The following is a 22,516-nucleotide window of genomic DNA, read 5'->3' on the forward strand; positions in this document are numbered from 1 at the left end:
GCACCAGCCCTCCGGATCGCCGCATGACCGACAGTTTCGTCACCCAGTGCCCGCATTGCCAGACCAGCTTTCGCGTCACTCACCACCAGTTGAGCGTGGCCCGTGGCGTGGTGCGCTGCGGCCACTGCCTGCAGGTGTTCAATGCCGCCAAGCAACTGTTGGAGCAGAACCGCGCCGCAGGCGCGCAAGCGGCTCCGGCCCCGGCCGCAGCGCCAGAGCCAACACCTGAGCCGGCGGCACAGCCGGCCAGCCAGCGCCCGGTCGTGGACCAGGAGGACTGGACCCTCACGGCGCAGGCGCTGGATGACCTCGACCTGGACCAGGAGCTGGCCCGCCTCGAACAACGCGATACCCCAGCCGAACGCCAGGAGGCCCCACGCGCCGAGGCCTTGCAGGCCCGCCGCGACGCCCCCGACGACGAAGCGCACAGCGACGCCCCCTTCGGCACCGCGACCGACGAGCAGCCCGAGCTGCACCCTGTCGACGAGCCCGCCCCCGTACTGGTCGAACAGGAAGACCTCGACCTGGAGCCAGCACCGGGCGATCGCACCGAGCCGACCCTGGGCAGCAACCTGGACCTGGACGACGAAGAGCCCCACACCTTCGCCCCGCTTTCCGACCCGCGGGACGAACGCCTGTCGACCGACGACGAAGTCCCGCAAATGGGGCTTTCGGCACTGGACGACGAGGAACGTGGCCTCCATCTGTCGGCGCACGACGACGATGACGATGCCCGCCACCTGCCCGACGAACGGCTGGAGCCGGGGCTGGCCGCCCGGCCCGAGCGCCCGACGCGCAAGGAGCCGTTGGTACACGTGGTCGACGACCCGTTGCAGCTCGACTGGCACAAGCCCCGCCCCAACTGGGCCAAGCGCCTGCTGTGGGGCGTGCTGACCCTGCTGGCCGCTGGCCTGCTGGCGTTCCAGTACGTCTGGTACCACTTCGACGAGATGGCCCGCCAGGACCAGTACCGCCCCTGGTTCCAGCAACTGTGCCCGCTGCTCGGCTGCCAGGTGCCGACCCGCGTGGACATCTCGCGGATCAAGAGCAGCAACCTGGTGGTGCGCAGCCACCCGGACTTCAAGGGTGCGCTGATCGTCGATGCGATCATCTACAACCGCGCGCCCTTCGCCCAGCCGTTCCCGCTGTTGGAGCTGCGTTTCGCCGACCTCAACGGCCAGCTCATCGCCAGCCGTCGCTTCAAGCCCAGCGAGTACCTCTCGGGCGAGTTGGCCGGGCGCGGCGAGATGCCCAGCCAGACCCCGATCCACATCGCCCTCGACATCCTCGACCCCGGCCCCAAGGCGGTGAACTACAGCCTCAGCTTCCGCTCCCCCGAATAAGCCGCAAGCTGCAAGAAAAAGCGCACCAAGCCTCGGCTTACGGTCTCTTGCAGCCCTCATAAGCGACGAGCTGCAGGCCTCGCGAGAAAGCGCACGGTGCTCCGGCCCCCGCTCTCTTGCCGCTTGAAGCGCGCAGCTTGCAGCTTTCGCTATAAGCCTCGAGCTGTTCAGATTTTATCCAAATCCATCTTTATCCGGTCACCGAGAGCGGGTATCATGCCAACCCTTTTTCGGACTCCAATGATTCGGCCCCACAACAGGGAACACCTATGTCGGCGGTACGCATCGGCCCTTATACACTGCGAAACAACCTGATCCTCGCGCCCATGGCCGGGGTCACGGACCAACCTTTGCGCACGCTCTGCCAACGCCTGGGGGCGGGCATGGTGGTGTCGGAGATGGTGACCAGCGACATGAGCCTGTGGAACAGCCGCAAGTCGCGCCTGCGCCGCATCCACGAAGGTGATCCCGAGCCACGCTCGGTACAGATCGCCGGTGGCGATGCGCAGATGCTGGCGGCCGCGGCCCGGGCCAACGTCGAAGCCGGCGCCCAGATCATCGACATCAACATGGGCTGCCCGGCGAAAAAAGTCTGCAACAAAGCCGCAGGCTCTGCTTTATTGAGAGATGAAGCCTTGGTCAGCGAGATCCTCCATGCCGTCGTCGGCGCCGTGGAGGTCCCGGTGACCCTGAAGATCCGCACCGGCTGGGACCGGGCGAACAAGAACGGCCTGAACGTGGCGAAGATCGCCGAACAGGCCGGCATCCAGGCGCTTGCGGTGCATGGCCGCACACGCGCCGACCTGTATACCGGCGAAGCCGAATACGACACCATCGCTGCCATCAAGCAAGCGGTGTCGATCCCGGTTTTCGCCAACGGCGACATTACCTCGCCAGAAAAGGCCCGGGCGGTGCTGGACGCCACCGGTGCCGACGGCCTGCTGATCGGCCGTGCCGCCCAGGGGCGGCCGTGGATCTTCCGCGAGATCGAGCATTACCTGCGCACGGGCGAGCATCTGCCAGCCCCGGGGCTGGAAGAAGTGGAACGCATTCTGCTGGAGCACCTGGCCGCGCTGCATGCCTTCTATGGCGATGTGATGGGTGTACGTATCGCCCGCAAGCACGTTGGCTGGTACCTGGCGACACGACCTGGCGGCAAGGAGTTTCGCGGCCGGTTCAACGCTTTGGAAGACACACAAGCGCAGTGCGCCAACGTTCGCGCGTTTTTCCGCGAGCGTCGACAGAGCCTTGAGACAGAGGACGGACAAGGGGTGGCCGCATGACGATGATGACCGAGACTTTAGTGAGTGGAACAACGCCCGTGAGCGACAACGCCAATCTCAAGCAGCACCTCAACACGCCGAGCGAGGAGGGCCAGACCCTGCGCGACAGCGTGGAGAAGGCGCTGCACAACTATTTCGCCCACCTGGAAGGCGCCACCGTCACCGACGTCTACAACCTGGTGCTCTCGGAAGTCGAGGCGCCGCTGCTCGAAAGCGTGATGAACTACGTCAAGGGCAACCAGACCAAGGCCAGCGAGATGCTCGGGCTCAACCGTGGCACCCTGCGCAAGAAGCTCAAGCAGTACGACCTGTTGTAAAGCCAGAATCCCAATCAGAAAAGGCGGCTCCCCTAAAGAGGCGCCTTTTTTGCTGAATCCACCGCGTTATGGAATCCGAAATGACCGACCAGACTACCCGCCTGCCGATCCGCCGCGCCCTGATCAGCGTCTCCGACAAGACCGGGATCCTCGAGTTCGCCCGTGAGCTGCAACAGCTCGGCGTCGAGATCCTGTCCACCGGCGGTACCTACAAGCTGCTCAAGGACAACGGCGTGAACGCGGTGGAAGTGGCCGACTACACCGGCTTCGCCGAAATGATGGACGGCCGGGTCAAGACCCTGCATCCGAAGATCCACGGCGGCATCCTCGGCCGGCGCGGCATCGACGACGCCATCATGAACGAGCACGGCATCAAGCCGATCGACCTGGTCGCCGTCAACCTGTACCCCTTCGAGGCGACCATCGCCAAGCCCGGCTGCGACCTGCCGACCGCCATCGAGAACATCGACATCGGCGGCCCGACCATGGTCCGTTCGGCGGCCAAGAACCACAAGGACGTGGCCATCGTGGTCAACGCCAGCGACTACGCCCAGGTCCTGGAAAACCTCAAGGCCGGTGGCCTGACCTACGCCCAGCGCTTCGACCTGATGCTCAAGGCCTTCGAGCACACCGCTGCCTACGACGGCATGATCGCCAACTACATGGGCACCATCGACCAGTCGAAGGACACCCTGTCCACCGAAGGCCGCAGCGAATTCCCGCGCACCTTCAACAGCCAGTTCGTCAAGGCCCAGGAAATGCGCTACGGCGAGAACCCGCACCAGAGCGCGGCGTTCTACGTCGAGGCCCGCAAGGGCGAGGCCAGCGTCTCCACCGCCCTGCAGTTGCAAGGCAAGGAACTGTCGTTCAACAACGTGGCCGACACCGACGCCGCGCTGGAGTGCGTCAAGAGCTTCGTCAAGCCGGCCTGCGTGATCGTCAAGCATGCCAACCCGTGCGGCGTGGCCGTGGTCCCCGAGGACGAGGGCGGCATCCGCAAGGCCTACGACCTGGCCTACGCCACCGACACCGAGTCGGCCTTTGGCGGCATCATCGCCTTCAACCGCGAGCTGGACGGTGAAACCGCCAAGGCCATCGTCGAGCGCCAGTTCGTCGAAGTGATCATCGCGCCGAAGATCTCCCAGGCCGCCCGTGACGTCGTGGCCGCCAAGCAGAACGTACGCCTGCTCGAGTGCGGCGAATGGCCAGCCGAACGCGCCGCCGGCTGGGACTTCAAGCGCGTCAACGGTGGCCTGCTGGTGCAGAGCCGCGATATCGGCATGATCACCGCCGATGACCTGAAGATCGTCACCAAGCGCGCCCCGACCGAGCAGGAAATCCACGACCTGGTGTTCGCCTGGAAAGTGGCCAAGTTCGTCAAGTCCAATGCCATCGTGTACGCCAAGCAGCGCCAGACCATCGGCGTCGGCGCCGGCCAGATGAGCCGCGTCAACTCCGCCCGCATCGCCGCCATCAAGGCCGAGCACGCCGGCCTGCAGGTACAGGGCGCGGTCATGGCCTCGGACGCCTTCTTCCCGTTCCGTGACGGCATCGACAATGCGGCTAAAGTGGGTATCAGCGCTGTCATCCAGCCAGGTGGCTCGATGCGTGATGCCGAGGTGATCGCCGCGGCCGACGAAGCCGGTATCGCCATGGTGTTCACCGGCATGCGCCACTTCCGCCACTAAGTTGTTACGCGGATCTCCGTGCTGGCGGGGATCTCTGTGGGAGCGGGCTTGCCCGCGAATACGATGGTACCTTCACCACCGCATTCGCGGGCAAGCCCGCTCCCACAAGCTCCACCACCAGCCCGAAGATCCCCTGAATTCAGCGTCATCGAGGTTTTGACATGAAAGTTTTGATCATCGGCAGCGGCGGCCGTGAGCACGCCCTGGCCTGGAAAGTCGCCCAGGACCCTCGGGTCGAGAAGGTCTACGTTGCCCCGGGCAACGCCGGTACCGCCACCGAAGCCAAGTGCGAGAACGTCGCCATCGACGTCACCGCCCTGGAGCAACTGGCCGACTTCGCCGAGAAGAACGTGCAGATGACCATCGTCGGCCCCGAGGCGCCGCTGGTCGCCGGTGTCGTCGACCTGTTCCGCAGCCGTGGCCTGGACTGCTTCGGCCCAACCAAGGGCGCGGCCCAGTTGGAAGGCTCCAAGGCCTTCACCAAGGACTTCCTGGCACGCCACAAGATCCCCACCGCCGACTACCAGAACTTCACCGAGATCGAGCCGGCCCTGGCCTACCTGAAGGAAAAGGGAGCGCCGATCGTCATCAAGGCCGACGGCCTGGCCGCGGGCAAGGGCGTGATCGTCGCCATGACCCTGGAAGAAGCCGAAGCCGCGGTGCGTGACATGCTCGCCGGCAACGCCTTCGGCGACGCCGGTTCGCGCGTGGTGATCGAGGAGTTCCTCGACGGCGAGGAAGCCAGCTTCATCGTCATGGTCGACGGCCACAACGTGCTGCCCATGGCCACCAGCCAGGACCACAAGCGCGTCGGCAACGCCGACACCGGCCCGAACACCGGCGGCATGGGCGCCTACTCCCCGGCCCCGGTGGTGACCCCGGACGTGCACCAGCGCGTGATGGACCAGGTGATCTGGCCGACCGTGCGCGGCATGGCCGAGGAAGGCAACGTCTACACCGGCTTCCTCTATGCCGGCCTGATGATCGACAAGGCGGGCAACCCCAAGGTCATCGAGTTCAACTGCCGCTTCGGCGACCCGGAGACCCAGCCGGTCATGCTGCGCCTGGAGTCGAGCCTGGTGCTGCTGGTCGAGGCGGCCTTCGCCAAGGCCCTGGACAAGGTCGAGGCCCAGTGGAACCCGCAGCCGAGCCTGGGCGTGGTCCTGGCCGCCGGCGGCTACCCGGGCGACTACCAGAAAGGCGCGGCGATCAGCGGCCTGGACGCCGCCGCCCAGCTGGACGGCAAGGTATTCCACGCTGGCACCGCGCTGAAGGACGGCCAGGTCGTGGCCAACGGCGGGCGCGTACTCTGCGCCACCGCCCTGGGCGACACCGTCGAGGCTGCCCAGCGCCAGGCCTACCGCCTGGCCGAGCAGATCCAGTGGGACGGCAGCTTCTACCGTACCGACATCGGCTACCGGGCCATCGCCCGCGAGCGTGGTGAGCACCAGCAGTAACCTGCACCGGATCGCCGTGCCGCCTTGGGCGCACGGCCTCCGGCTCGTCGACAGGGCCCCCGGGGGGCCTTGCCTTCGCATTGGCGCGCCGCGCATAGTTGTTATCCGGCACATCAGCTAAGAAGGGACTTCGTCTTGCGTCGGCTTCGGATTGCCATTGCCCTGTTCGTCAGCCTGCTGACCCTGCTCTGCCTTCCTCCGGCCTCGGCCGAACCAGGTGGTGGCTGGTCCGTTCTGCTCGACGAGCAGGCCAACCTGCAATTGAGCGACGTGCGCTCCGACCGCTACCGCAACCAGTTCAGCCCCCTGCAACTGTTCGAGCTCAACGCCGCCTCTGCCGACCAGGCCCTGTGGCTGCACTACCGGCTCGAGCCCCGGGAGCAGGAGCGCCTGCTGCGCATCTTCGCCCCCGACCTGTCACGCCTGGACCTCTACGCCCTGGATGGCGAAAAACTGCTGCGCCAGCTGCACCACGGGCGCCAGGGCGGCAATGCCAGCCCCACCCTGCGCGGCAGCGACCATGTGCTGCCCCTGCCCAACAGCCCCCATGCGCTGGACATCTACGTGCGCCTGGTCTCGGAGCATCAGCTGCGCCCAGCCATCAGCCTGGAGGATGCGGCCTCGGCCGCCACCGACCAGAGCCAACCGCTGCTGTTCGGCCTGCTGTTCGGCGGGCTGGCCATGCTCATCCTGCACAACCTGATCCGTTTTCTGTACACGCGCTCCAGCACGACCCTGGTCCTGGCCCTCTACCACGGCCTGATGCTGCTCAGCGCCCTGATCCTGCTCAACCTCAGCGGCCCCTGGTGGCAGCTGTGGCACAGTGCCCAGACGCCCGCCGCCTACCTCACCCTGGTGCTGGCGGGACTTGCCGGGCTGTACTTCACCCTGCGTTTCTTCGGCCCCTGCAGCTCGCCCAGGCTCAACCGCCTGCTGCATGGCGAAATGCTGGTCGTCGCGGTCAGCGGCCTGGTGCTGCTGTTCGTCGACACCCTGCCGCTCAACCTGATGACCTACGCCCTGCTCGCCCTCGGCAGCGTGAGCATGCTGCTGGCCAGCGCCTACCACTGGTACAAGGGCTACGGGCCGGCGCGCCTGTTCACCGTCGCCATGCTGGTGTTCAACCTCGGCGGCCTGGTGCTGCTGCCGGCCTTGCTGGGGCTCACCCGCACCTCGACGCCCTGGCTGCTGTGCATCCTCATGGGCCTGACCGTGGCCAGCGGCCTGCTGCTCAACCTGGCGGTCAGCGAACGCCTGCGCAAGATCAGCGACGAGCGTTACCGCGCCAGCCGCGCCCTGGCCGCCAGCGATGCCGAGATCAACGCCAAGGCCGAGTTCCTGGCCAAGATCAGCCACGAGATCCGCACGCCGATGAACGGTGTGCTGGGCATGACCGAGCTGCTGCTCGGCACGCCGCTGTCGGTCAAGCAGCGCGACTACGTGCAGACCATCCACAGCGCGGGCAACGAGCTGCTGACCCTGATCAACGAGATTCTCGACATTTCCAAGCTCGAGTCCCGGCAGATCGAGCTCGATGATGTGCAGTTCGACCTCAACGCGCTGATCGAGGACTGCCTCAACATCTTCCGGGCCAAGGCCGAGCAGCAGAACATCGAGCTGATCAGCTTCACCCAGCCCCAGGTGCCGCGGGTCGTCAGCGGCGACCCGACGCGCCTGCGCCAGGCCCTGTCGAGCCTGCTGGAGAACGCCCTGAAGAACACCGTGCAAGGCGAGATCCTGCTGGTGGTGGCCCTGGACCAGCGCGGCGATGTCCCGCGCCTGCGCATCGCCGTACAGGACAGCGGCGAACCGATGCCCTCGGCCGAGCGCGACGCCCTGTTGCAAGCCGAGCTGCACAGCCACCAGTTCCTCTCCAGCAGCAAGCTCGGCGGGCACCTGGGGCTGATCATCGCCAAGCAACTGATCGGCCTGATGCAGGGCGAGTTCGGCATCAAGAGCAGCACCAGCATGGGCAACACCCTCTGGCTGACCTTGCCCCTCGACCCGCTGCGCCTGGAGCAGCCGCCTGCCGACCTGGACGGCCCGCTGCGCGATGCGCGGGTGCTGGTGGTGGACGACAACGACACCTGCCGCAAGGTCCTGGTGCAGCAGTGCAGTGCCTGGGGCATGAACGTCAGCGCCGTGCCCTCGGGCAAGGAGGCCCTGGCCCTGCTGCGCACCAAGGCGCACCTGCGCGACTACTTCGATGCCGTGCTGCTGGACCAGAACATGCCCGGCATGACCGGCATGCAACTGGCGGCCAAGATCAAGGAAGACCCGAGCCTGAACCACGACATCCTGGTGGTGATGCTCACCGGCATCAGCAATGCGCCAAGCAAGATCATCGCGCGCAACGCCGGGGTCAAGCGCATCCTGGCCAAGCCGGTGGCCGGCTATACCCTCAAGACCACCCTGGCCGAAGAGCTGGCCCAGCGAGGCCGCGAGCAAGCCGCCCCACCCTCCCTGGCCGGCACGCCACCACCGCTGGACCTGCCCAGCGATTTCCGCGTGCTGGTCGCCGAGGACAACAGCATCTCGACCAAGGTCATCCGTGGCATGCTCGGCAAGCTCAACCTCGAGCCGGATACCGCCAGCAACGGCGAGGAAGCCTTGCAGGCAATGAAGGCGCGGCGCTATGACCTAGTGCTGATGGACTGCGAGATGCCGGTGCTCGACGGTTTTTCGGCCACCCAGCAACTGCGCGCCTGGGAAACCGCCAACCAGCGCCAGCGCACCCCGGTGGTGGCGCTGACCGCGCACATTCTCAGCGAGCACAAGGAGCGTGCGCGCTTGGCCGGCATGGACGGGCACATGGCCAAGCCGGTGGAGCTGTCGCAACTGCGCGAGCTGATCCAGTTCTGGGCGAGCCAGCGGGCCGCCACCTCGGACCCGTTGCAGACATCCTGAGATTCAGGGGCGCTCCCCGCGATTGCCGCGCCGCCGCTGCGACTGCTGATACACTTGCCCACACCCTCCCCGCCATGGATCCGGACCATGTTCCATGAGTTGTTCAGCGTCTACCTGAAGATGCTCGTGCTCTACAGCCCATTCTTCGTGCTGTCGTGCTTCATCAGCCTGACCCGCGGCCACTCCAGCAAGGAGCGCAAGCAACTGGCCTGGCGCGTGGCCATCGCCGTGCTGATCGCCAGCGTGCTGCTCTACCTGTTCGGGCGGGTGATCTTCGGCGTGTTCGGCATCACCGCCGACGCCTTCCGCATCGGCGCCGGCAGCGTGCTGTTCATCTCCGCCCTGGGCATGGCCCAGGGCAAGTCGGCGGTGCAGGCCGACAACGTGCAGCAGGACGTGACCATCGTGCCGCTGACCATCCCCCTGACCGTCGGCCCCGGCACCATCGGTGCGCTGCTGGTGATGGGGGTGAGCCAGCCGCACTGGGACGACAAGCTGCTGGCCATCGTCAGCATCGCCCTGGCCAGTTTCACCGTGGGCCTGGTGCTCTACCTCTCGCACCGCATCGAACGCCTGCTCGGCGACCAGGGCCTGCAGATCGTCAGCCGCCTGATGGGGCTGTTCGTCTGCGCCCTGGCGGCGCAGATCATCTTCACCGGGATCAAGGGTTACCTGGTGCCGTAGGGTACCAGCGCGGCGTGTACACCCACTGGCCGCCCCCGGCAGTCTCGAACACGCACGTGGTGGACGAGCCGACCAGCACCAGGGTGCGCATGTCGACCATCTCGGGCACCAGCTCGCCCAGGGTGACGACCCGCAGGGATTGCCCCGGCCGGCCGATGTCGCGGCCGAGCACCACGGGCGTGTGCGCAGCGCGGTGCCGACGCACGATGTCCAGCGCCTGCCCTAGCTGCCACGGCCGGGCCCGGGAGATCGGGTTGTAGAACGCCAGCACCAGGTCGGCCTGGGCCGCCAGGTCCAGGCGTTGCTCGATGATCGACCAAGGCTTGAGGTTGTCCGACAGCGACATCACGCAGAAATCGTGGCCCAGCGGTGCGCCAGCCTGGGCAGCCGTGGCCAGGGAGGCGGATACCCCCGGCAGGACCTGCAGCTCGACCCGGTGCCAGGCTGGGTCGGTGGACATGTGCAGCGCCTCAAGCACCGCGGCGGCCATGGCGAACACGCCTGGATCACCCGATGACACCACCACCACCGAGCGCCCCTGGGCCGCCAGCGCGAACGCATGGCGAGCGCGTTGCATCTCCTCGCGGTTGTCGGTGCAGTGCAGCACTTGGTCGTCGCGGAACGGGCCGGCCATGCGCACGTAGGTCTCGTAGCCGAGCACGTCCTGGGCGCGGGCCAGTTCGGCCTTGACCGCCGGCACCATCAGCTCGGCGGCGCCTGGGCCCAGGCCGATCACGGCCAGGCGACCACGCCGGCGGCCGATCCGTTCGATCGCCACCGGCGCAGCGGCGATGGCCAAGGCCAGAGCGCCGGCGCTCTCCAGGCGTGCCTGGGGCAGCGCCTCGGCGAGCATCTGCGCCGGGCTCGCCGCAGCGGGGGCGAAACGCAGGGCAACGCCCAGCGCTTGCGCAGCCTCGTGCAAGGCAGGCTCGGCCATGTCGGCTTCGCTCGCCAACAGGCAGGCCAACGCAGGTTCGGCGATGCCCGCCGCTTGCAGCGCGGCCCGCACGCGCTGCGTCAGGTCAGCGACACCGGCAGCGACAGCCACCACGACACAGCGCGAATGGATCAGCAGTTCGTCACGGCTGGCCGGGCGCGCGGCGCAGCCCACATGAATGATGCGCTGGGCGCTGTCGCTTGCCGGCAACTGCGCCTGCTCGAGCCAGGGCGCATCGCCCTCGATACGTACCGCCTCGCCCGCGAGCAGGTCGCAGACGAAACGCTTGCCCTGCTCCAGATCCGCCAGGGCATAACCCTCGGGCGGATCGAGCAGGCACGTGCCGAAGCGCAGCTCGCCACTGGTGGTGATCGCCGCTGCCACGCCCAGCGCCTCGCCGAGCACCCGGGCCATGGCGTTGACCCCGCCCAGGCCACCGAGCAGCGGCACCACGGCGCTGCCGTCCTCGGCCACCGCCAGCACCGGCGGCTCGGCGCCCTTTGCGTCCAGCAGCGGGGCCAGGCTACGGATGACGATGCCCGCCGCGCACAGGGCGATGATCGGGGTGTCCTGCTGGTAGAGCTGGCGCAGGGTGTCGCCGAAGCGCAGGTACTGCACGTCGACGCCCTCGACACGGCCCTGCAGGCCATGGATCAACGCCTGTGGATAACACTGCTGGATACGCCGCGCCGTGGCCAGGCTGCCGGGGCCGAGCACGACGATGGCGGGTGCCTTGTGCATGTTCATCCCTGCCATTTTTCACCCGGCACGACGATCAGCGAGAAGTACGGCGACGACTGCGGGTCCACCTCGTCCAGCGGGACGATCTTCTGGTTGGCCATGGTCGCCCGCTCGACGTACAGCGCACGCCGCTCCAGCCCCAGCTCGCCCAGCACCTGGCGCACCTTGGGGAAGTTGCGCCCCAGCTTCATGATCACCGCCGCATCGGCATCGGCCAGGCGACGCTTGAGCTCGTCGTGGGGCAGCACGCCCGACAACACCGACAGGCTCTGGTTGCGATACACCAGCGGCGCGCCCAGCACCGAGGCGCCACCGAGCATCGAGCAGACGCCCGGCACCACCTCGGCCGGGTAGCGCTGGGCAAGGCGGTCGTGCAGGTACATATAGGAGCCATAGAAGAACGGGTCGCCCTCGCAGATCACCGCCACGTCGCGGCCAGCATCCAGGTGCGCCGCCACCTGCAGGCTGGCTTCGTCGTAGAAGTCGCTGATCACCTGCTCGTAGGACAACGGTGCCGGCAGCACCTCGGTGGTCACCGGGTAGACCAACGCCAGCAGGGTTTGCGCCGGTTGCAGGTGCGCCTCGATGATGCCGAAGGCATTGCCGCGCTTGCCTTTGGCCACGAAGTAGGCCACCACCGGCGCTTCGCGCAGCAGGCGCAGGGCCTTGACCGTGATCAACTCCGGGTCGCCGGGGCCGACGCCCAGGCCGAGCAGACGTCCACGTGGCTGCATCACTCCACCTCCGTGGCCAGGGCGTTGACGGCGGCGGCGGCCATGGCGCTGCCGCCCAGGCGGCCTTGCATGATCACGAACGGCACGCCACGGCTGTCGGCAGCGAGCATGGCCTTGGATTCGGCCGCACCGACGAAGCCCACCGGGAAGCCGAGGATCAGTGCCGGCCTGGGTGCGCCGGCGTCGAGCATCTCCAGCAGGTAGAACAGCGCGGTCGGGGCATTGCCGATCACTACCACGCTGCCCTCCAGGTGCGGGCGCCACAGTTCCAGGGCCACCGCCGAACGGGTGTTGCCCAGCTCGCGGGCCAGGTCCGGCACGCTCGGGTCGCGCAGGGTGCAGATCACCTCGTTGTGGGCCGGCAGGCGTGCGCGAGTGATGCCTTCGGCGACCATGTGCGCGTCGCAGAGGACCGGCGCGCCCTTGGCCAGGGCTTCGCGCCCGGCACGGCCAGCGCCCTCGGAGAACTGCAGGCCATCGATGGCCTCGACCATGCCGCAGGCATGGATCACCCGCACGGCGAGCTTCTCCAGGTCGGCGGGAATCCGCTCGAGACGGGCTTGCTCGCGGATGATCCGGAAGGAATTGCGATAGATCTCCTGACCATCGCGGATGTAGTCAATCATCAAGGTGCTCCGTGGGCAGGTCGAGCAGGGCGCCTGCTTCTTCTGGGGTGAGGTCGGTCGCGCGCAGCACACCGAATCCCGGCAGGCGCGCATCACGCAAATACAGGTCGTAACGGCCCGGTGCACGGGCCAGCAGGGTGGCCGGGGCGACATGGGCCACGGCGCAGGAACGGGGGCAGCCAGACAGGTGCACGCTGCCCGGGCCGCCCTGGTGCAGCAGGCCGGCGAGCACGACGGCATCGGCCTTGGTATCGGCCTGGGCCTTGGCGCAGCCACGGCTGCCGGTGCAGGCGACCAGGCGCGCCAACGGTTGCCCGGCGCTGCACAGCAGGCCCAGCGCCGCCAGTTCGGCCAGGCCCTCGTGGGCACGCGCAGAGTCGAAGCCGGGCAGCAGCAGGCTTTGCCAGGGGCTCAGGCGCAGGCTGCCATCGCCGGCCTCGCGCGCCAGCCGGGCAGCGCCGCGCAGCATGGCCGGGGTCAGGCGCCCCAAGGGCGGGGCGACGCCCAGGGCAAGGCCCTGGCGCTGGGGCAAAACACCCAGCCATTTGGCCCGGGATGCCGGGCGCCGCCAAGCGAGCACGGCCGCATCACGCCGGATAGCCAGCCCCAGCCCCGCGACGAAGGCGTCGGCCGGGCACGTATCGAGCAGATGGCGCATCCGCGACTGCTCCGGCCTCGCCAGGTCGAGGAAGCGCTCCAGCACCGCGCGAACCAGGGCCAGGCCCTGCTCCACCGGCACGGCGCCCAATGCCCGCTGCTGCGCCGGGCAACCCGCCAGGCCGAAGGCCAGCCAGGTACGCTGCTCCAGCCGCACGGCCGACAGCCATAGGTCATGGGGGTGTTCGAGCATCGCCAGGCCTTCGCCGCCATCGAGCTGCACGGCGAACTTGGCCGACAGCTCGTGCAGGCGCGGGGTGGTTTCCAGCATCCGCAGGAGCTGCGCCGCCAGCGGGCGAACATCGAGCAGCATGAGGGGGTCGAGGCCGGCCAGGGGGCTGAGCATCAGGTTGCGCACATCGTCGCCAGCCGCCTCGCGTGGGCCCAGGCCGGCGGCCAGCAAGGCGTCGAGCAGGCCGTGGTGGTCGGCGCCGATGCCACGGACCTGCAGGTTGCCACGGTTGGTCGCCTCGATCACACCGCCGGCGAAACGCTCGGCGGCATCGGCCACGGCGTCGGCCTGGTCGGCCAGCAGCACGCCACCGGGCAGCTTGATCCGACAGATCCCGCCGTCACGGGCCGTGACGATGCGCCACAACCCCGGGCAGGCCGAGGGGCGGGGCGAAACGTCGGGGGCGAGGACCTGCGTCAAAGGGGCATCCGGCAATCGTGAAAGTGCGCTTGAGTGTAGAAGGCGCGGTATTATGCCTGCTTTGCTCGACGGCATGAAAAACCGGCGGTCGAGCGTGATGATTCCGGGACCGCTTCGCGCCCCCGATTGATGGATGAGCAAGCAAACAATGACCCCCTGGCTGACAGTAGTAGGCATCGGCGAAGACGGCTTCAGCGGCCTGGGCAAACAGGCCCGCCGCGCCCTGCTCTCGGCCTCGCGGATCTTCGGCAGCCCGCGCCAGTTGGCGCTGCTCCCACGCTGCGTGGTCGGCGAGCGCAACCACTGGCCCAGCCCCTTCGCGCTGGCCCCGCTGCTGGCCCTGCGCGGCGAGCCGGTCTGCGTGCTGGCCAGCGGCGATCCGATGTTCTATGGCGTCGGCGCCAGCCTGGCGCGGCAGCTCCCCGCCGGGGAAATGCAGGTGCTGTCGATGCCGTCCTCCTGCGCCCTGGCCGCCGCCCGCCTGGGCTGGCCCCTGCAGGAGGTGCAGGTGCTGTCGATCGTCGCCCGCCCCCTGGCCACGCTCAACGCCCAGCTCCACAGCGGCGTGCGCCTGTTCGTCCTGAGCAATGACGGCGACAGCCCGGCCGCGATCGCCGCGTTGCTACGCGAGCGCGGTTTCGGGCCGAGCCGGATGCATGTCCTGGAACACCTCGGCGGGCCACAGGAGCGTCAGCTGTCCGGTACCGCCGAGGACTGGCCGCATACGCAAGTCGCCGCCCTCAACCTGGTGGCCCTCGAATGCCTCGCCGCACCCGACGCACCTCGCCTGCCTTGCACCGCCGGCCTGCCGGACAGCGCCTTGCGCCACGATGGCCAACTGACCAAGCGCGACGTACGCGCCATCACCCTGGCCCGCCTGGCGCCCACCCCAGGCGAACTGCTCTGGGACGTGGGCGCAGGCTGTGGCTCCATCGGCATCGAGTGGATGCGCGCCCACCCCAGTTGCCGTGCCCTGGCCATCGAGGCCGACGAAGGCCGCCAGGCGTTCATCGAGTACAACCGCGATGAGCTCGGCGTGCCCGGCCTGCAACTGGTCCGAGGCAAGGCGCCCGAAGCCCTGGTCGGCCTGGAACGGCCCGATGCGATCTTCATCGGCGGCGGAGTCACCCGTGAAGGCGTGCTGCCCCTGTGCTGGGAACGGCTGCGCCCCGGCGGACGGCTGGTGGCCAACGCCGTGACCCTGCAGAGCGAACTGGCCCTGGCGCATTTTCGCCAGGCCCATGGCGGCGAGCTGACCCGTATCCATGTGGCCCAGGCCCAGCCGCTGGGTGCCTTCGACACCTGGCGCCAGGCCTTGCCGATCACCCTGCTCGAGGTGGTGAAGCCCGCCGATGCGTGAAGAAACCCGCGAACGGCCCGCGCCCCTGCGCAGCGGCCTGACCACTGGCAGCTGCGCCACCGCCACCAGCCTGGCCGCGGCGCGCCTGCTGCTGACCGGCCAGTGCGACGATGCCGTGCGCATCACCCTGCCCAAGGGCAGGCAGGTGCAGATGCGCCTGGAGTTCTGCCGCCGCGAGGGCGAAAGCGCCGAGGCCGGCACCTTGAAAGACGCCGGCGACGACCCGGACGTGACCCACGGCGCCCTGCTCTACAGCCAGGTGCGCCTGCTCGCCGAGCCCGGCATCCGCTTCGTCGCCGGCAAGGGGGTGGGCACCGTCACGCGCCCAGGCTTGGTCCTGCCGGTGGGCGAGCCCGCCATCAACCCGGTACCACGGCGGATGATCAGCGAGCACCTGCAACAACTGGCCGATGCCTGCGCCTACGATGGCGGCTTCGAAGTGACGGTCAACGTGCGCGACGGCGAGCAGCTCGCCCTGAAGACCATGAACCCGCGCCTGGGCATCCTCGGTGGGCTGTCGATCCTGGGCACCAGCGGCATCGTCCGGCCGTTCTCCTGCTCGGCCTACATCGCCTCGATCCAGCAGGGCATCGATGTCGCCCATACCAATGGCTACACGCATATCGCCGCGTGCACCGGCAATGCCAGCGAGGACACCATGCGCCGGGTCTACGGCCTGCCGGAAATCGCCTTGATCGAGATGGGCGACTTCGTCGGCGCGGTGCTCAAGCACCTGCGCAAGGTGCCAGTGGCGCGCCTGAGCCTGTGCGGCGGCTTCGGCAAGATCAGCAAGCTGGCCGCCGGGCACATGGACCTGCACAGCCGCAGTTCGAGCATCGACCTGCCGCAACTGGCCGGCTGGGCGGCACACATCGGCGCCGACGCGGCCCTGCAGGCGGCGATCGTCGGCGCCAACACCAGCCAGCAGGCCCTGGCCCTGGCCCATGCGGCAGGCGTGCCCCTGGGCGATGCGGTGTGCACCCATGCTCTGGCCTTCGCCCGCAGCGTGGTGCCCGCCCAGGTGCAGGTCGAGGTGTTCGCCATCGACCGCCAAGGCGGCATCGTCGGCCAGGCGGGCGTGCAATGAGCAGGCGCATCCTGCTGTTGGGCGGCATCAGCGAGGCGCTGGCCATCGCTCGCCAGTTGGGCCCTGAGCATGTCTACAGCCTGGCCGGCATCGGCCGCGTCCCCCAGGACCTGGCCTGCCAGGTGCGGGTCGGCGGCTATGGCGGCGCCGAAGGGCTGGCGACCTACCTGCGCCAGGGCGGCATCGACCTGTTGCTCGACGCCACCCACCCCTACGCCGCGCAGATCAGCCGCAATGCCGCGCAGGCCGCGCAAGCCGTGGGCATCCCCTGCTGGGCCCTGCGCCGTCCGGCCTGGCAGGCGCAACCCGGTGACGACTGGCGCGAGGTGGCGGGCTGGGCCGAGCTGATCGAAGCCCTCGCGCCCTTCCAGCGCCCGCTGTTCACGCTCGGCCGCGAACCCCTGCAGCACCTGGACGAGATCCCGCCACGGCAGTTCTGGACCCTGCGTGCTCTGGAGGCCTGCCCGGGCAACGCACGCTGCGAGGTGATCGGCGCCCGTGGACCGTTTCGCCTCGAGGACGAGCGCGCGCTGTTCGAACGACGGCGGATCGATGTGCTGGTGAGCAAGAACAGCGGCAGCGCCGCCACCGAACCGAAGCTGGAGGTGGCCCGGGAACGGGGCGTGCCGGTACTGGTGCTGAAGCGGCCGGTGCTGCCTGGCGTGGATCGCGAGTTCTCGGATGTTCGCCTGTTGCGGGAGGCCATTGGCTGCTTCGTATCCGCTCGGGTGTAACATAGATTCCATTGATGTATGTGCACCTCGGCATAGAACGGACGTTCATTGCCAGGGAAGCTCGCCATCTTGCGCGTGGGAGCCTGACTGGCGTCAGCCAACTGACCCGCTCCAGCGAATCCCCTGACAGCGAAAACGGAAAACCTTCCCTGCACAGCGGGCGGCATCGGATGGCCGTTTGCCGCCCCCATGCCTTAAACTCTTTCCCCCTCTCTTGGAAGGCCTTGCCCATATGGAAATGCAATGGTGGATCTGGCTCGTCTTCGGCGTGGCGTTGATCCTGCTGGAACTGGTCCTGCCGACGTTCTTCATCCTCTGGTTCGGCATCGGTGCCGTGCTGGTGGCGTTGATCGCCCTGCTCGCGCCCAGCCTGCAGCTGGACATGCAGGTGTTGCTCTGGGTGCTGCTCTCCTCCGTCACCACCGCCTTGTGGTTCAAGCTGTTCCGGCGCAAGAAGCCGGACGTACGCTGGACCGCCGACAGCGTGATCGGCGAGGTCGGCCTGCTGACCCTGGGCGTCTCGGAGTTCCAGAAAGGCCGCGTGCGTTTCCAGAAGCCTGTGCTCGGCAACGAGGAATGGGTGTGCATCGCCGACAGCGAGATCCCCGCCGGCGAGCGCGTGCGCCTGGCCGCCATCGAAGGCAACACCGCCCGGGTCACCCGGGCCTGAACCCGCATTAAAAGGAAGTTCACCCCATGACCAGCCTCATCGTCGTCGCCGCCCTGGCCCTGTTCGTCCTCGTCACCGTGTTCAAGGGGGTACGTATCGTGCCCCAGGGCGAGGAATGGATCGTCGAGCGCCTGGGCCGCTACCACAACACGCTCAAGCCCGGCCTGAACATCGTCATCCCCTACATGGACGTGGTCGCCTACCGCCTGCCGACCAAGGACATCATCCTCGACGTGCAGGAGCAGGAGATCATCACCCGCGACAACGCGGTGATCGTCGCCAACGCCCTGTGCTTCGCCAAGGTGGTGGACCCGCAGAAGGCCTCCTATGGCGTGCAGAACTTCTCCTTCGCCGTCACCAGCCTGACCATGACCTCGCTGCGGGCCATCGTCGGCGCCATGGACCTGGACGAAGCGCTGTCCAGCCGCGAGCAGATCAAGGCGCGCCTGCGCGAAGCCATGTCCGAGCAGACCGAGGACTGGGGCGTGACCGTGCGCTCCGTGGAGATCCAGGACATCAAGCCGTCGGAGAACATGCAGGTCGCCATGGAGCGCCAGGCGGCGGCCGAGCGTGAGCGCAAGGCCGACGTGACCCGCGCCGAAGGCGCCAAGCAGGCCGCGATCCTCGAGGCCGAGGCGCGCCTGCAGGCGGCCAAGCTGGACGCCGAGGCGCAGATCAACCTGGCCGAGGCCTCGGCCCGGGCCATCTCGCTGGTCAAGGAAGCGGTCGGCAGCGAGACCGTGCCGGCCATGTACCTGCTGGGCGAGCGCTACATCGGCGCCATGGAGAACCTGGCGAGCAGCGACAATGCCAAGGTCGTGGTGCTGCCCGCCGACCTGCAGGAGACCGTGCGCGGGCTGCTGGGGCGCAACAAGGCGGTCTGATCGAGCAACGTTCTTCGCGGGCAAGCCCTTGCCAGACACCGGTGCGGCATTGGGGCTGCTTTGCAGCCCCAAAATGGCAGTGAACTGACCATCATGGGGGCAAGCCCCACAGGCCCCTCTGCCCATCGACCGCTCTGTGCACAACACCCCGACCTTATACGGCACGCCCAGCCTGCGGCACTTCACCGCACCCCGGCATTTTTTCCTATACTCGGCCTTACAATGACCACCTGATTCCTGACCGGATCTCTCCATGACCTCACGTCGGCACATCGCCTGGATAGCCTGCTTGGCAGTGCTGTTCAACCTGCTGGCCATGCCGCTGTCCTCGGCCGCGCCCAAGGGGCCGGCCGAGCAGTTGCTGTGGGGTGCCTTCTGTTCCAGCGTCGCCGGCAAGGCCAAGGTCGATGTACAGGCCCTGGCCAAGATCGACCTTGGCCAGCAAGGCGACGATCATTCGGCCATGCAGCACTGCTGGTGCTGCTCCGGCACCGCGCCGCTGCTGGCCCTGCCGGGCCATGCCCCGCAGTTGCGCAGTCCTGCGGCGCAGTTCTTGGGCCATGCCCCCCAACTTGCCGCCTACCAGCCCACACCGCGCCAGCAATGGCCCGCGCTCAATCCCCGCGCCTCTCCCCTGGCTTGAGTTCACCGCACCGTCGCCCTGAACCCGAACAGACCGGAGATCTCAACCATGTTCAAGCACGCCCTCGTCCTGGCCGCCCTGCTGCTGCCCGGCGCCTTCGCCAACGCCCATGAATACACCCAGGGCGACCTGCACATCGCCCACCCCTGGTCGTTGCAGCTGCCACCGAACGCCCCCAACGTGGCCGCGTACTTCATCGTGCACAACAACGGCAAGGCCGATGACCGCCTGCTGGGCGCCGACAGCCCGCTGAGCGATGACGTGCAACTGCACGAACACGCCAAGGCCGCCAGCGGCGCCATGAAGATGCAACAGGTGCCCAACGTGCTCGTCCCCGCCGGCAAGGACCTGACCTTCTCCCCCGGCGCCTACCACGTGATGCTGATGCAACCGAAGGACCGCAGCCTGCTCGTCGATGGCAAGCGCTTCCCGCTGACCTTGCACTTCGAGAAGGCCGGCGACATCACCGTCGAGGTCGCCGTGCAACAGCAGCCGCCGGCCGATCAGCCAGGGCACGACCACGCGCACTGACCGCTGACGGGCGCTCGCCATGAGCCTGCCGCGCAACCGGATCACCCGCTCCACCCGCCCTGTTCGCAGGCGCGTCGGTGGCGGCTGGCTGAGCCTGTTCGCCATGTGGATGATCTTCATCGGCCCACTGGTCTCCCAGTCGATGCCGATGGAGCACCACGCCAGCATGCCCATGCCGATGGACATGTCCATGTCCGCCGGCCATCACCATGGCGATGACGCGCATCACGGCGACGGCCACCAGCATGCCCTTTGGGAAAAGTGCGGCTACTGCAGCCTGCTGTTCAACTGCCCAGCCCTGCCCCAAGCCCTCAGCCCGCTCAGCGTCGGCCTCGTCATTCCCTCCACGCACCTCTTCACCCCAACGCGCCAGGGCCATGCCCGGCAGGCCGTGTTCCCCGGTGCGCGCAGCCGCGCGCCGCCCCTCCCGATCAGCGTCTGAACACTTTTTTGTCGCACGGAGCCAGGAGGCTTCGCGCCCACTCACGACTGATCGACGGAAAATTCCATGTCCGGCTGTACCCCTGCTTTCGCCTTGTCCCTGCGTGGGACCATCGCCTTGCTCTGCGGCTCGCTGCTCGCGCCCCAGGCCCTGGCCACCGAAACCGGCCACGAAGGCCACGAGCACGACCCGGCCGAACTGAGCCCCACGGTCATCACCGCCATCGCGCCCAGTTCGCCGCTGACCGTGGTCACCAACCCCAAGGACCCACGCCAGCCCGTGCCGGCCAGCGACGGCGCCGACTACCTCAAGACCATCCCCGGCTTCTCGGCGATCCGCTCCGGCGGCACCAACGGCGACCCGGTGCTGCGCGGCATGTTCGGCTCGCGCCTGAACATCCTCACCAACGGCGGCGTGATGCTCGGCGCCTGCCCCAACCGGATGGACGCCCCGACCTCCTACATCTCGCCGGAAACCTACGACCGCCTCACCGTGATCAAGGGCCCGCAAAGCGTGATCTGGGGCCCCGGCGGTTCGGCCGGGACCATTCTCTTCGAGCGCGAACCAGAACGCTTCGGCGAACTGGGCAGCCGCGTCGACGCGAGCCTGCTGGCCGGTTCCAATGGCCGCTTCGACAAGGTGCTGGACGCCGCCGCCGGCAACAGCCAGGCCTATGCGCGCTTCGTCGGCAACCAGTCGCGCTCGGACGACTACGAGGACGGCAATGGCGACACCGTGCCGTCGCGCTGGGACAAATGGAACGGCGATGTCACCCTCGGCTGGACGCCAGACGCCGACACCCTGCTGGAGCTGACCGCCGGCAAGGGCGACGGCGAGGCCCGCTACGCCGGGCGCGGCATGGACGGCTCGCAGTTCAAGCGCGAGAGCCTGGGCCTGCGCTTCGAGAAGTCCAACCTCGGCGAGGTGCTCGACAAGGTCGAGGCGCAGGTCTACTACAACTACGCCGACCACGTGATGGACAACTACAGCCTGCGCACCCCGTCGGGCAGCGGCATGATGGGCATGCCCATGGTCAGCAACGTCGACCGTCGCACCCTGGGCGCGCGCATCAAGGCCACCTGGCGCTGGGCCGACGTGCAACTGGTCAGCGGCATCGACGCACAGACCAACGAACACCGCGCGCGCGGTGGCATGGGGGTGGATGCGCACAAGGGCCAGCCTTGGACCAAGGACGCCGACTTCCACAACTACGGTGCGTTCGGCGAGCTGACCTGGTACGCCACCGGCGAGGACCGCCTGGTCACTGGCGTGCGCCTCGACCGAGCCTCGGCCAGGGACTTGCGTGAAGGCAGCGCCACCGAAGGCGACACCCGCGCCGACACCCTGCCCAGCGGTTTCGTGCGCTACGAGCACGACCTGGCCTCGATCCCGGCGACCACCTACATCGGCCTCGGCCATGCCCAGCGTTTCCCTGACTATTGGGAGCTGTTCTCGCCCAAGCTGGCTCCGGACGGCGCGGCCAACGCCTTCGACGGCATCAAGCCAGAAAAGACCACCCAGCTCGACTTCGGCCTGCAGTACCGCGACGAGCGCCTGGAAGCCTGGGCCTCGGGTTATATCGGGCAGGTCCGCGACTACATTCTGTTCGACTACCGTCCCGGCATGATGGGCATGCTCAGCTCCCAAGCCCAGAACATCGACGCCCGCATCATGGGTGGCGAACTGGGCGCGGCCTACAAGCTGACCGAGCGCTGGAAGGCCGACGCCACCCTGGCCTACGCCTGGGGCAAGAACAGCAGCGATGGCAAGGCGCTGCCGCAGATGCCTCCCCTGGAAAGCCGGCTGGGCCTGACCTACAGCCGCGATACCTGGAGCGTCGGTGCCTTGTGGCGGCTGGTGGCGGCGCAGAACCGTATCGCCGAGAACCAGGGCAACGTGGTCGGCAAGGACTATGAGAAGAGCGCCGGCTTCGGCGTGTTCTCGCTCAACGGCGCCTACAAGGTCAGCCGCAACCTCAAGCTCAGCGCCGGCGTCGACAACCTGTTCGACAAGGCCTACGCCGAGCACCTGAACCTGGCCGGGAACGCCGGGTTCGGCTACCCGGCCACGGACCCGCGGCCGGTGAACGAGCCAGGCAGGACCTTCTGGACCAAGGTCGACATCAGCTTCTGACAACAA

General features: G+C 67.9%; 20 protein-coding genes. 16 read left to right on the forward strand and 4 right to left on the reverse strand.

Going from position 1 to position 22,516, the window contains the following annotated elements:
• Window positions 1-23: 23 nt before the first annotated feature.
• From WCE05_RS14160 to WCE05_RS14190, 7 genes are all read left to right on the forward strand, one after another.
• The gene (locus WCE05_RS14160; protein ID WP_368816077.1) at window positions 24-1,343 is read left to right on the forward strand and encodes a DUF3426 domain-containing protein; all 1,320 of its coding nucleotides are present in this window, start codon (window positions 24-26) and stop codon (window positions 1,341-1,343) included.
• A gap of 269 nt (window positions 1,344-1,612) precedes the next feature.
• Window positions 1,613-2,626 carry a tRNA dihydrouridine synthase DusB gene (gene dusB / locus WCE05_RS14165; RefSeq protein ID WP_225790630.1) on the forward strand — a complete coding sequence of 338 codons (1,014 nt, stop codon included), beginning with the start codon at window positions 1,613-1,615 and terminating at the stop codon, window positions 2,624-2,626.
• A complete protein-coding gene (gene fis, locus WCE05_RS14170; protein WP_008093076.1) occupies window positions 2,623-2,943 on the forward strand; it encodes a DNA-binding transcriptional regulator Fis in 321 nt (106 codons plus the stop codon). The genes dusB and fis overlap by 4 nt, the downstream gene beginning before the upstream one ends.
• A gap of 80 nt (window positions 2,944-3,023) precedes the next feature.
• The gene (gene purH / locus WCE05_RS14175; RefSeq protein WP_253081005.1) at window positions 3,024-4,631 is read left to right on the forward strand and encodes a bifunctional phosphoribosylaminoimidazolecarboxamide formyltransferase/IMP cyclohydrolase; all 1,608 of its coding nucleotides are present in this window, start codon (window positions 3,024-3,026) and stop codon (window positions 4,629-4,631) included.
• A gap of 161 nt (window positions 4,632-4,792) precedes the next feature.
• Entirely contained in the window at window positions 4,793-6,088 is a 1,296-nt protein-coding gene (purD, locus tag WCE05_RS14180; protein WP_225790628.1) for a phosphoribosylamine--glycine ligase, read from the forward strand.
• Between the two features lie 135 nt (window positions 6,089-6,223).
• Window positions 6,224-8,995: a hybrid sensor histidine kinase/response regulator gene (locus WCE05_RS14185; RefSeq protein ID WP_253081003.1), complete on the forward strand. Its 2,772-nt coding sequence runs from the start codon at window positions 6,224-6,226 to the stop codon at window positions 8,993-8,995.
• Between the two features lie 87 nt (window positions 8,996-9,082).
• On the forward strand, window positions 9,083-9,679 hold the full coding sequence (locus tag WCE05_RS14190; RefSeq protein WP_225790626.1) for a MarC family protein: 597 nt from the start codon (window positions 9,083-9,085) through the stop codon (window positions 9,677-9,679).
• On the opposite strand, the gene cobJ is transcribed toward WCE05_RS14190, so the two are convergent.
• Genes cobJ through cobG form a run of 4 tightly spaced genes read right to left on the reverse strand, consistent with a single transcriptional unit; the run spans window position 9,657 to window position 14,041 of the window.
• A complete protein-coding gene (cobJ, locus tag WCE05_RS14195; RefSeq protein ID WP_368816078.1) occupies window positions 9,657-11,357 on the reverse strand; it encodes a precorrin-3B C(17)-methyltransferase in 1,701 nt (566 codons plus the stop codon). The genes WCE05_RS14190 and cobJ overlap by 23 nt on opposite strands.
• A 2-nt stretch (window positions 11,358-11,359) precedes the next feature.
• Window positions 11,360-12,091 (reverse strand): precorrin-2 C(20)-methyltransferase, encoded by a 732-nt coding sequence (locus tag WCE05_RS14200; RefSeq protein ID WP_225790624.1) that lies wholly within the window; start codon window positions 12,089-12,091, stop codon window positions 11,360-11,362.
• Window positions 12,091-12,717: a precorrin-8X methylmutase gene (locus WCE05_RS14205; protein WP_368816079.1), complete on the reverse strand. Its 627-nt coding sequence runs from the start codon at window positions 12,715-12,717 to the stop codon at window positions 12,091-12,093. The genes WCE05_RS14200 and WCE05_RS14205 overlap by 1 nt, the downstream gene beginning before the upstream one ends.
• Window positions 12,710-14,041, reverse strand: coding sequence for a precorrin-3B synthase (gene cobG / locus WCE05_RS14210; protein ID WP_368816080.1), 1,332 nt, complete (start codon window positions 14,039-14,041; stop codon window positions 12,710-12,712). Before cobG ends, WCE05_RS14205 begins: the two co-directional genes overlap by 8 nt.
• 133 nt (window positions 14,042-14,174) lie before the next feature.
• Between cobG and cbiE the strand changes: the two genes are divergently transcribed.
• The 9 genes from cbiE to WCE05_RS14255 all read left to right on the forward strand — a co-directional run bounded on the left by cbiE (window position 14,175) and on the right by WCE05_RS14255 (window position 22,510).
• Window positions 14,175-15,386, forward strand: coding sequence for a precorrin-6y C5,15-methyltransferase (decarboxylating) subunit CbiE (gene cbiE, locus WCE05_RS14215; RefSeq protein WP_253081014.1), 1,212 nt, complete (start codon window positions 14,175-14,177; stop codon window positions 15,384-15,386).
• Window positions 15,379-16,473 (forward strand): cobalt-precorrin-5B (C(1))-methyltransferase, encoded by a 1,095-nt coding sequence (locus WCE05_RS14220; protein ID WP_225790621.1) that lies wholly within the window; start codon window positions 15,379-15,381, stop codon window positions 16,471-16,473. The genes cbiE and WCE05_RS14220 overlap by 8 nt, the downstream gene beginning before the upstream one ends.
• On the forward strand, window positions 16,470-17,207 hold the full coding sequence (locus tag WCE05_RS14225) for a cobalt-precorrin-6A reductase (protein ID WP_225790620.1): 738 nt from the start codon (window positions 16,470-16,472) through the stop codon (window positions 17,205-17,207). The genes WCE05_RS14220 and WCE05_RS14225 overlap by 4 nt, the downstream gene beginning before the upstream one ends.
• A gap of 232 nt (window positions 17,208-17,439) precedes the next feature.
• Entirely contained in the window at window positions 17,440-17,877 is a 438-nt protein-coding gene (locus tag WCE05_RS14230) for an NfeD family protein (protein WP_225790619.1), read from the forward strand.
• Window positions 17,878-17,903: 26 nt separating this feature from the next.
• Entirely contained in the window at window positions 17,904-18,761 is an 858-nt protein-coding gene (locus WCE05_RS14235; protein WP_368816081.1) for an SPFH domain-containing protein, read from the forward strand.
• A gap of 253 nt (window positions 18,762-19,014) precedes the next feature.
• Complete coding sequence (locus WCE05_RS14240) at window positions 19,015-19,404, forward strand: DUF2946 domain-containing protein (protein ID WP_225790617.1); 390 nt, start codon at window positions 19,015-19,017, stop codon at window positions 19,402-19,404.
• A 48-nt stretch (window positions 19,405-19,452) separates the two neighbouring features.
• On the forward strand, window positions 19,453-19,935 hold the full coding sequence (locus WCE05_RS14245) for a copper chaperone PCu(A)C (RefSeq protein ID WP_225790616.1): 483 nt from the start codon (window positions 19,453-19,455) through the stop codon (window positions 19,933-19,935).
• A gap of 19 nt (window positions 19,936-19,954) precedes the next feature.
• Window positions 19,955-20,377, forward strand: a complete 423-nt coding sequence (locus WCE05_RS14250; RefSeq protein ID WP_225790615.1) for a DUF2946 domain-containing protein — start codon at window positions 19,955-19,957, stop codon at window positions 20,375-20,377.
• A 66-nt stretch (window positions 20,378-20,443) separates the two neighbouring features.
• Window positions 20,444-22,510 (forward strand): TonB-dependent copper receptor, encoded by a 2,067-nt coding sequence (locus WCE05_RS14255; RefSeq protein WP_368816082.1) that lies wholly within the window; start codon window positions 20,444-20,446, stop codon window positions 22,508-22,510.
• The last annotated feature ends 6 nt before the right edge of the window (window positions 22,511-22,516 follow it).

The organism is Pseudomonas sp. I2 (assembly GCF_040984075.1).
Lineage (GTDB): Bacteria > Pseudomonadota > Gammaproteobacteria > Pseudomonadales > Pseudomonadaceae > Aquipseudomonas > Aquipseudomonas guariconensis_B.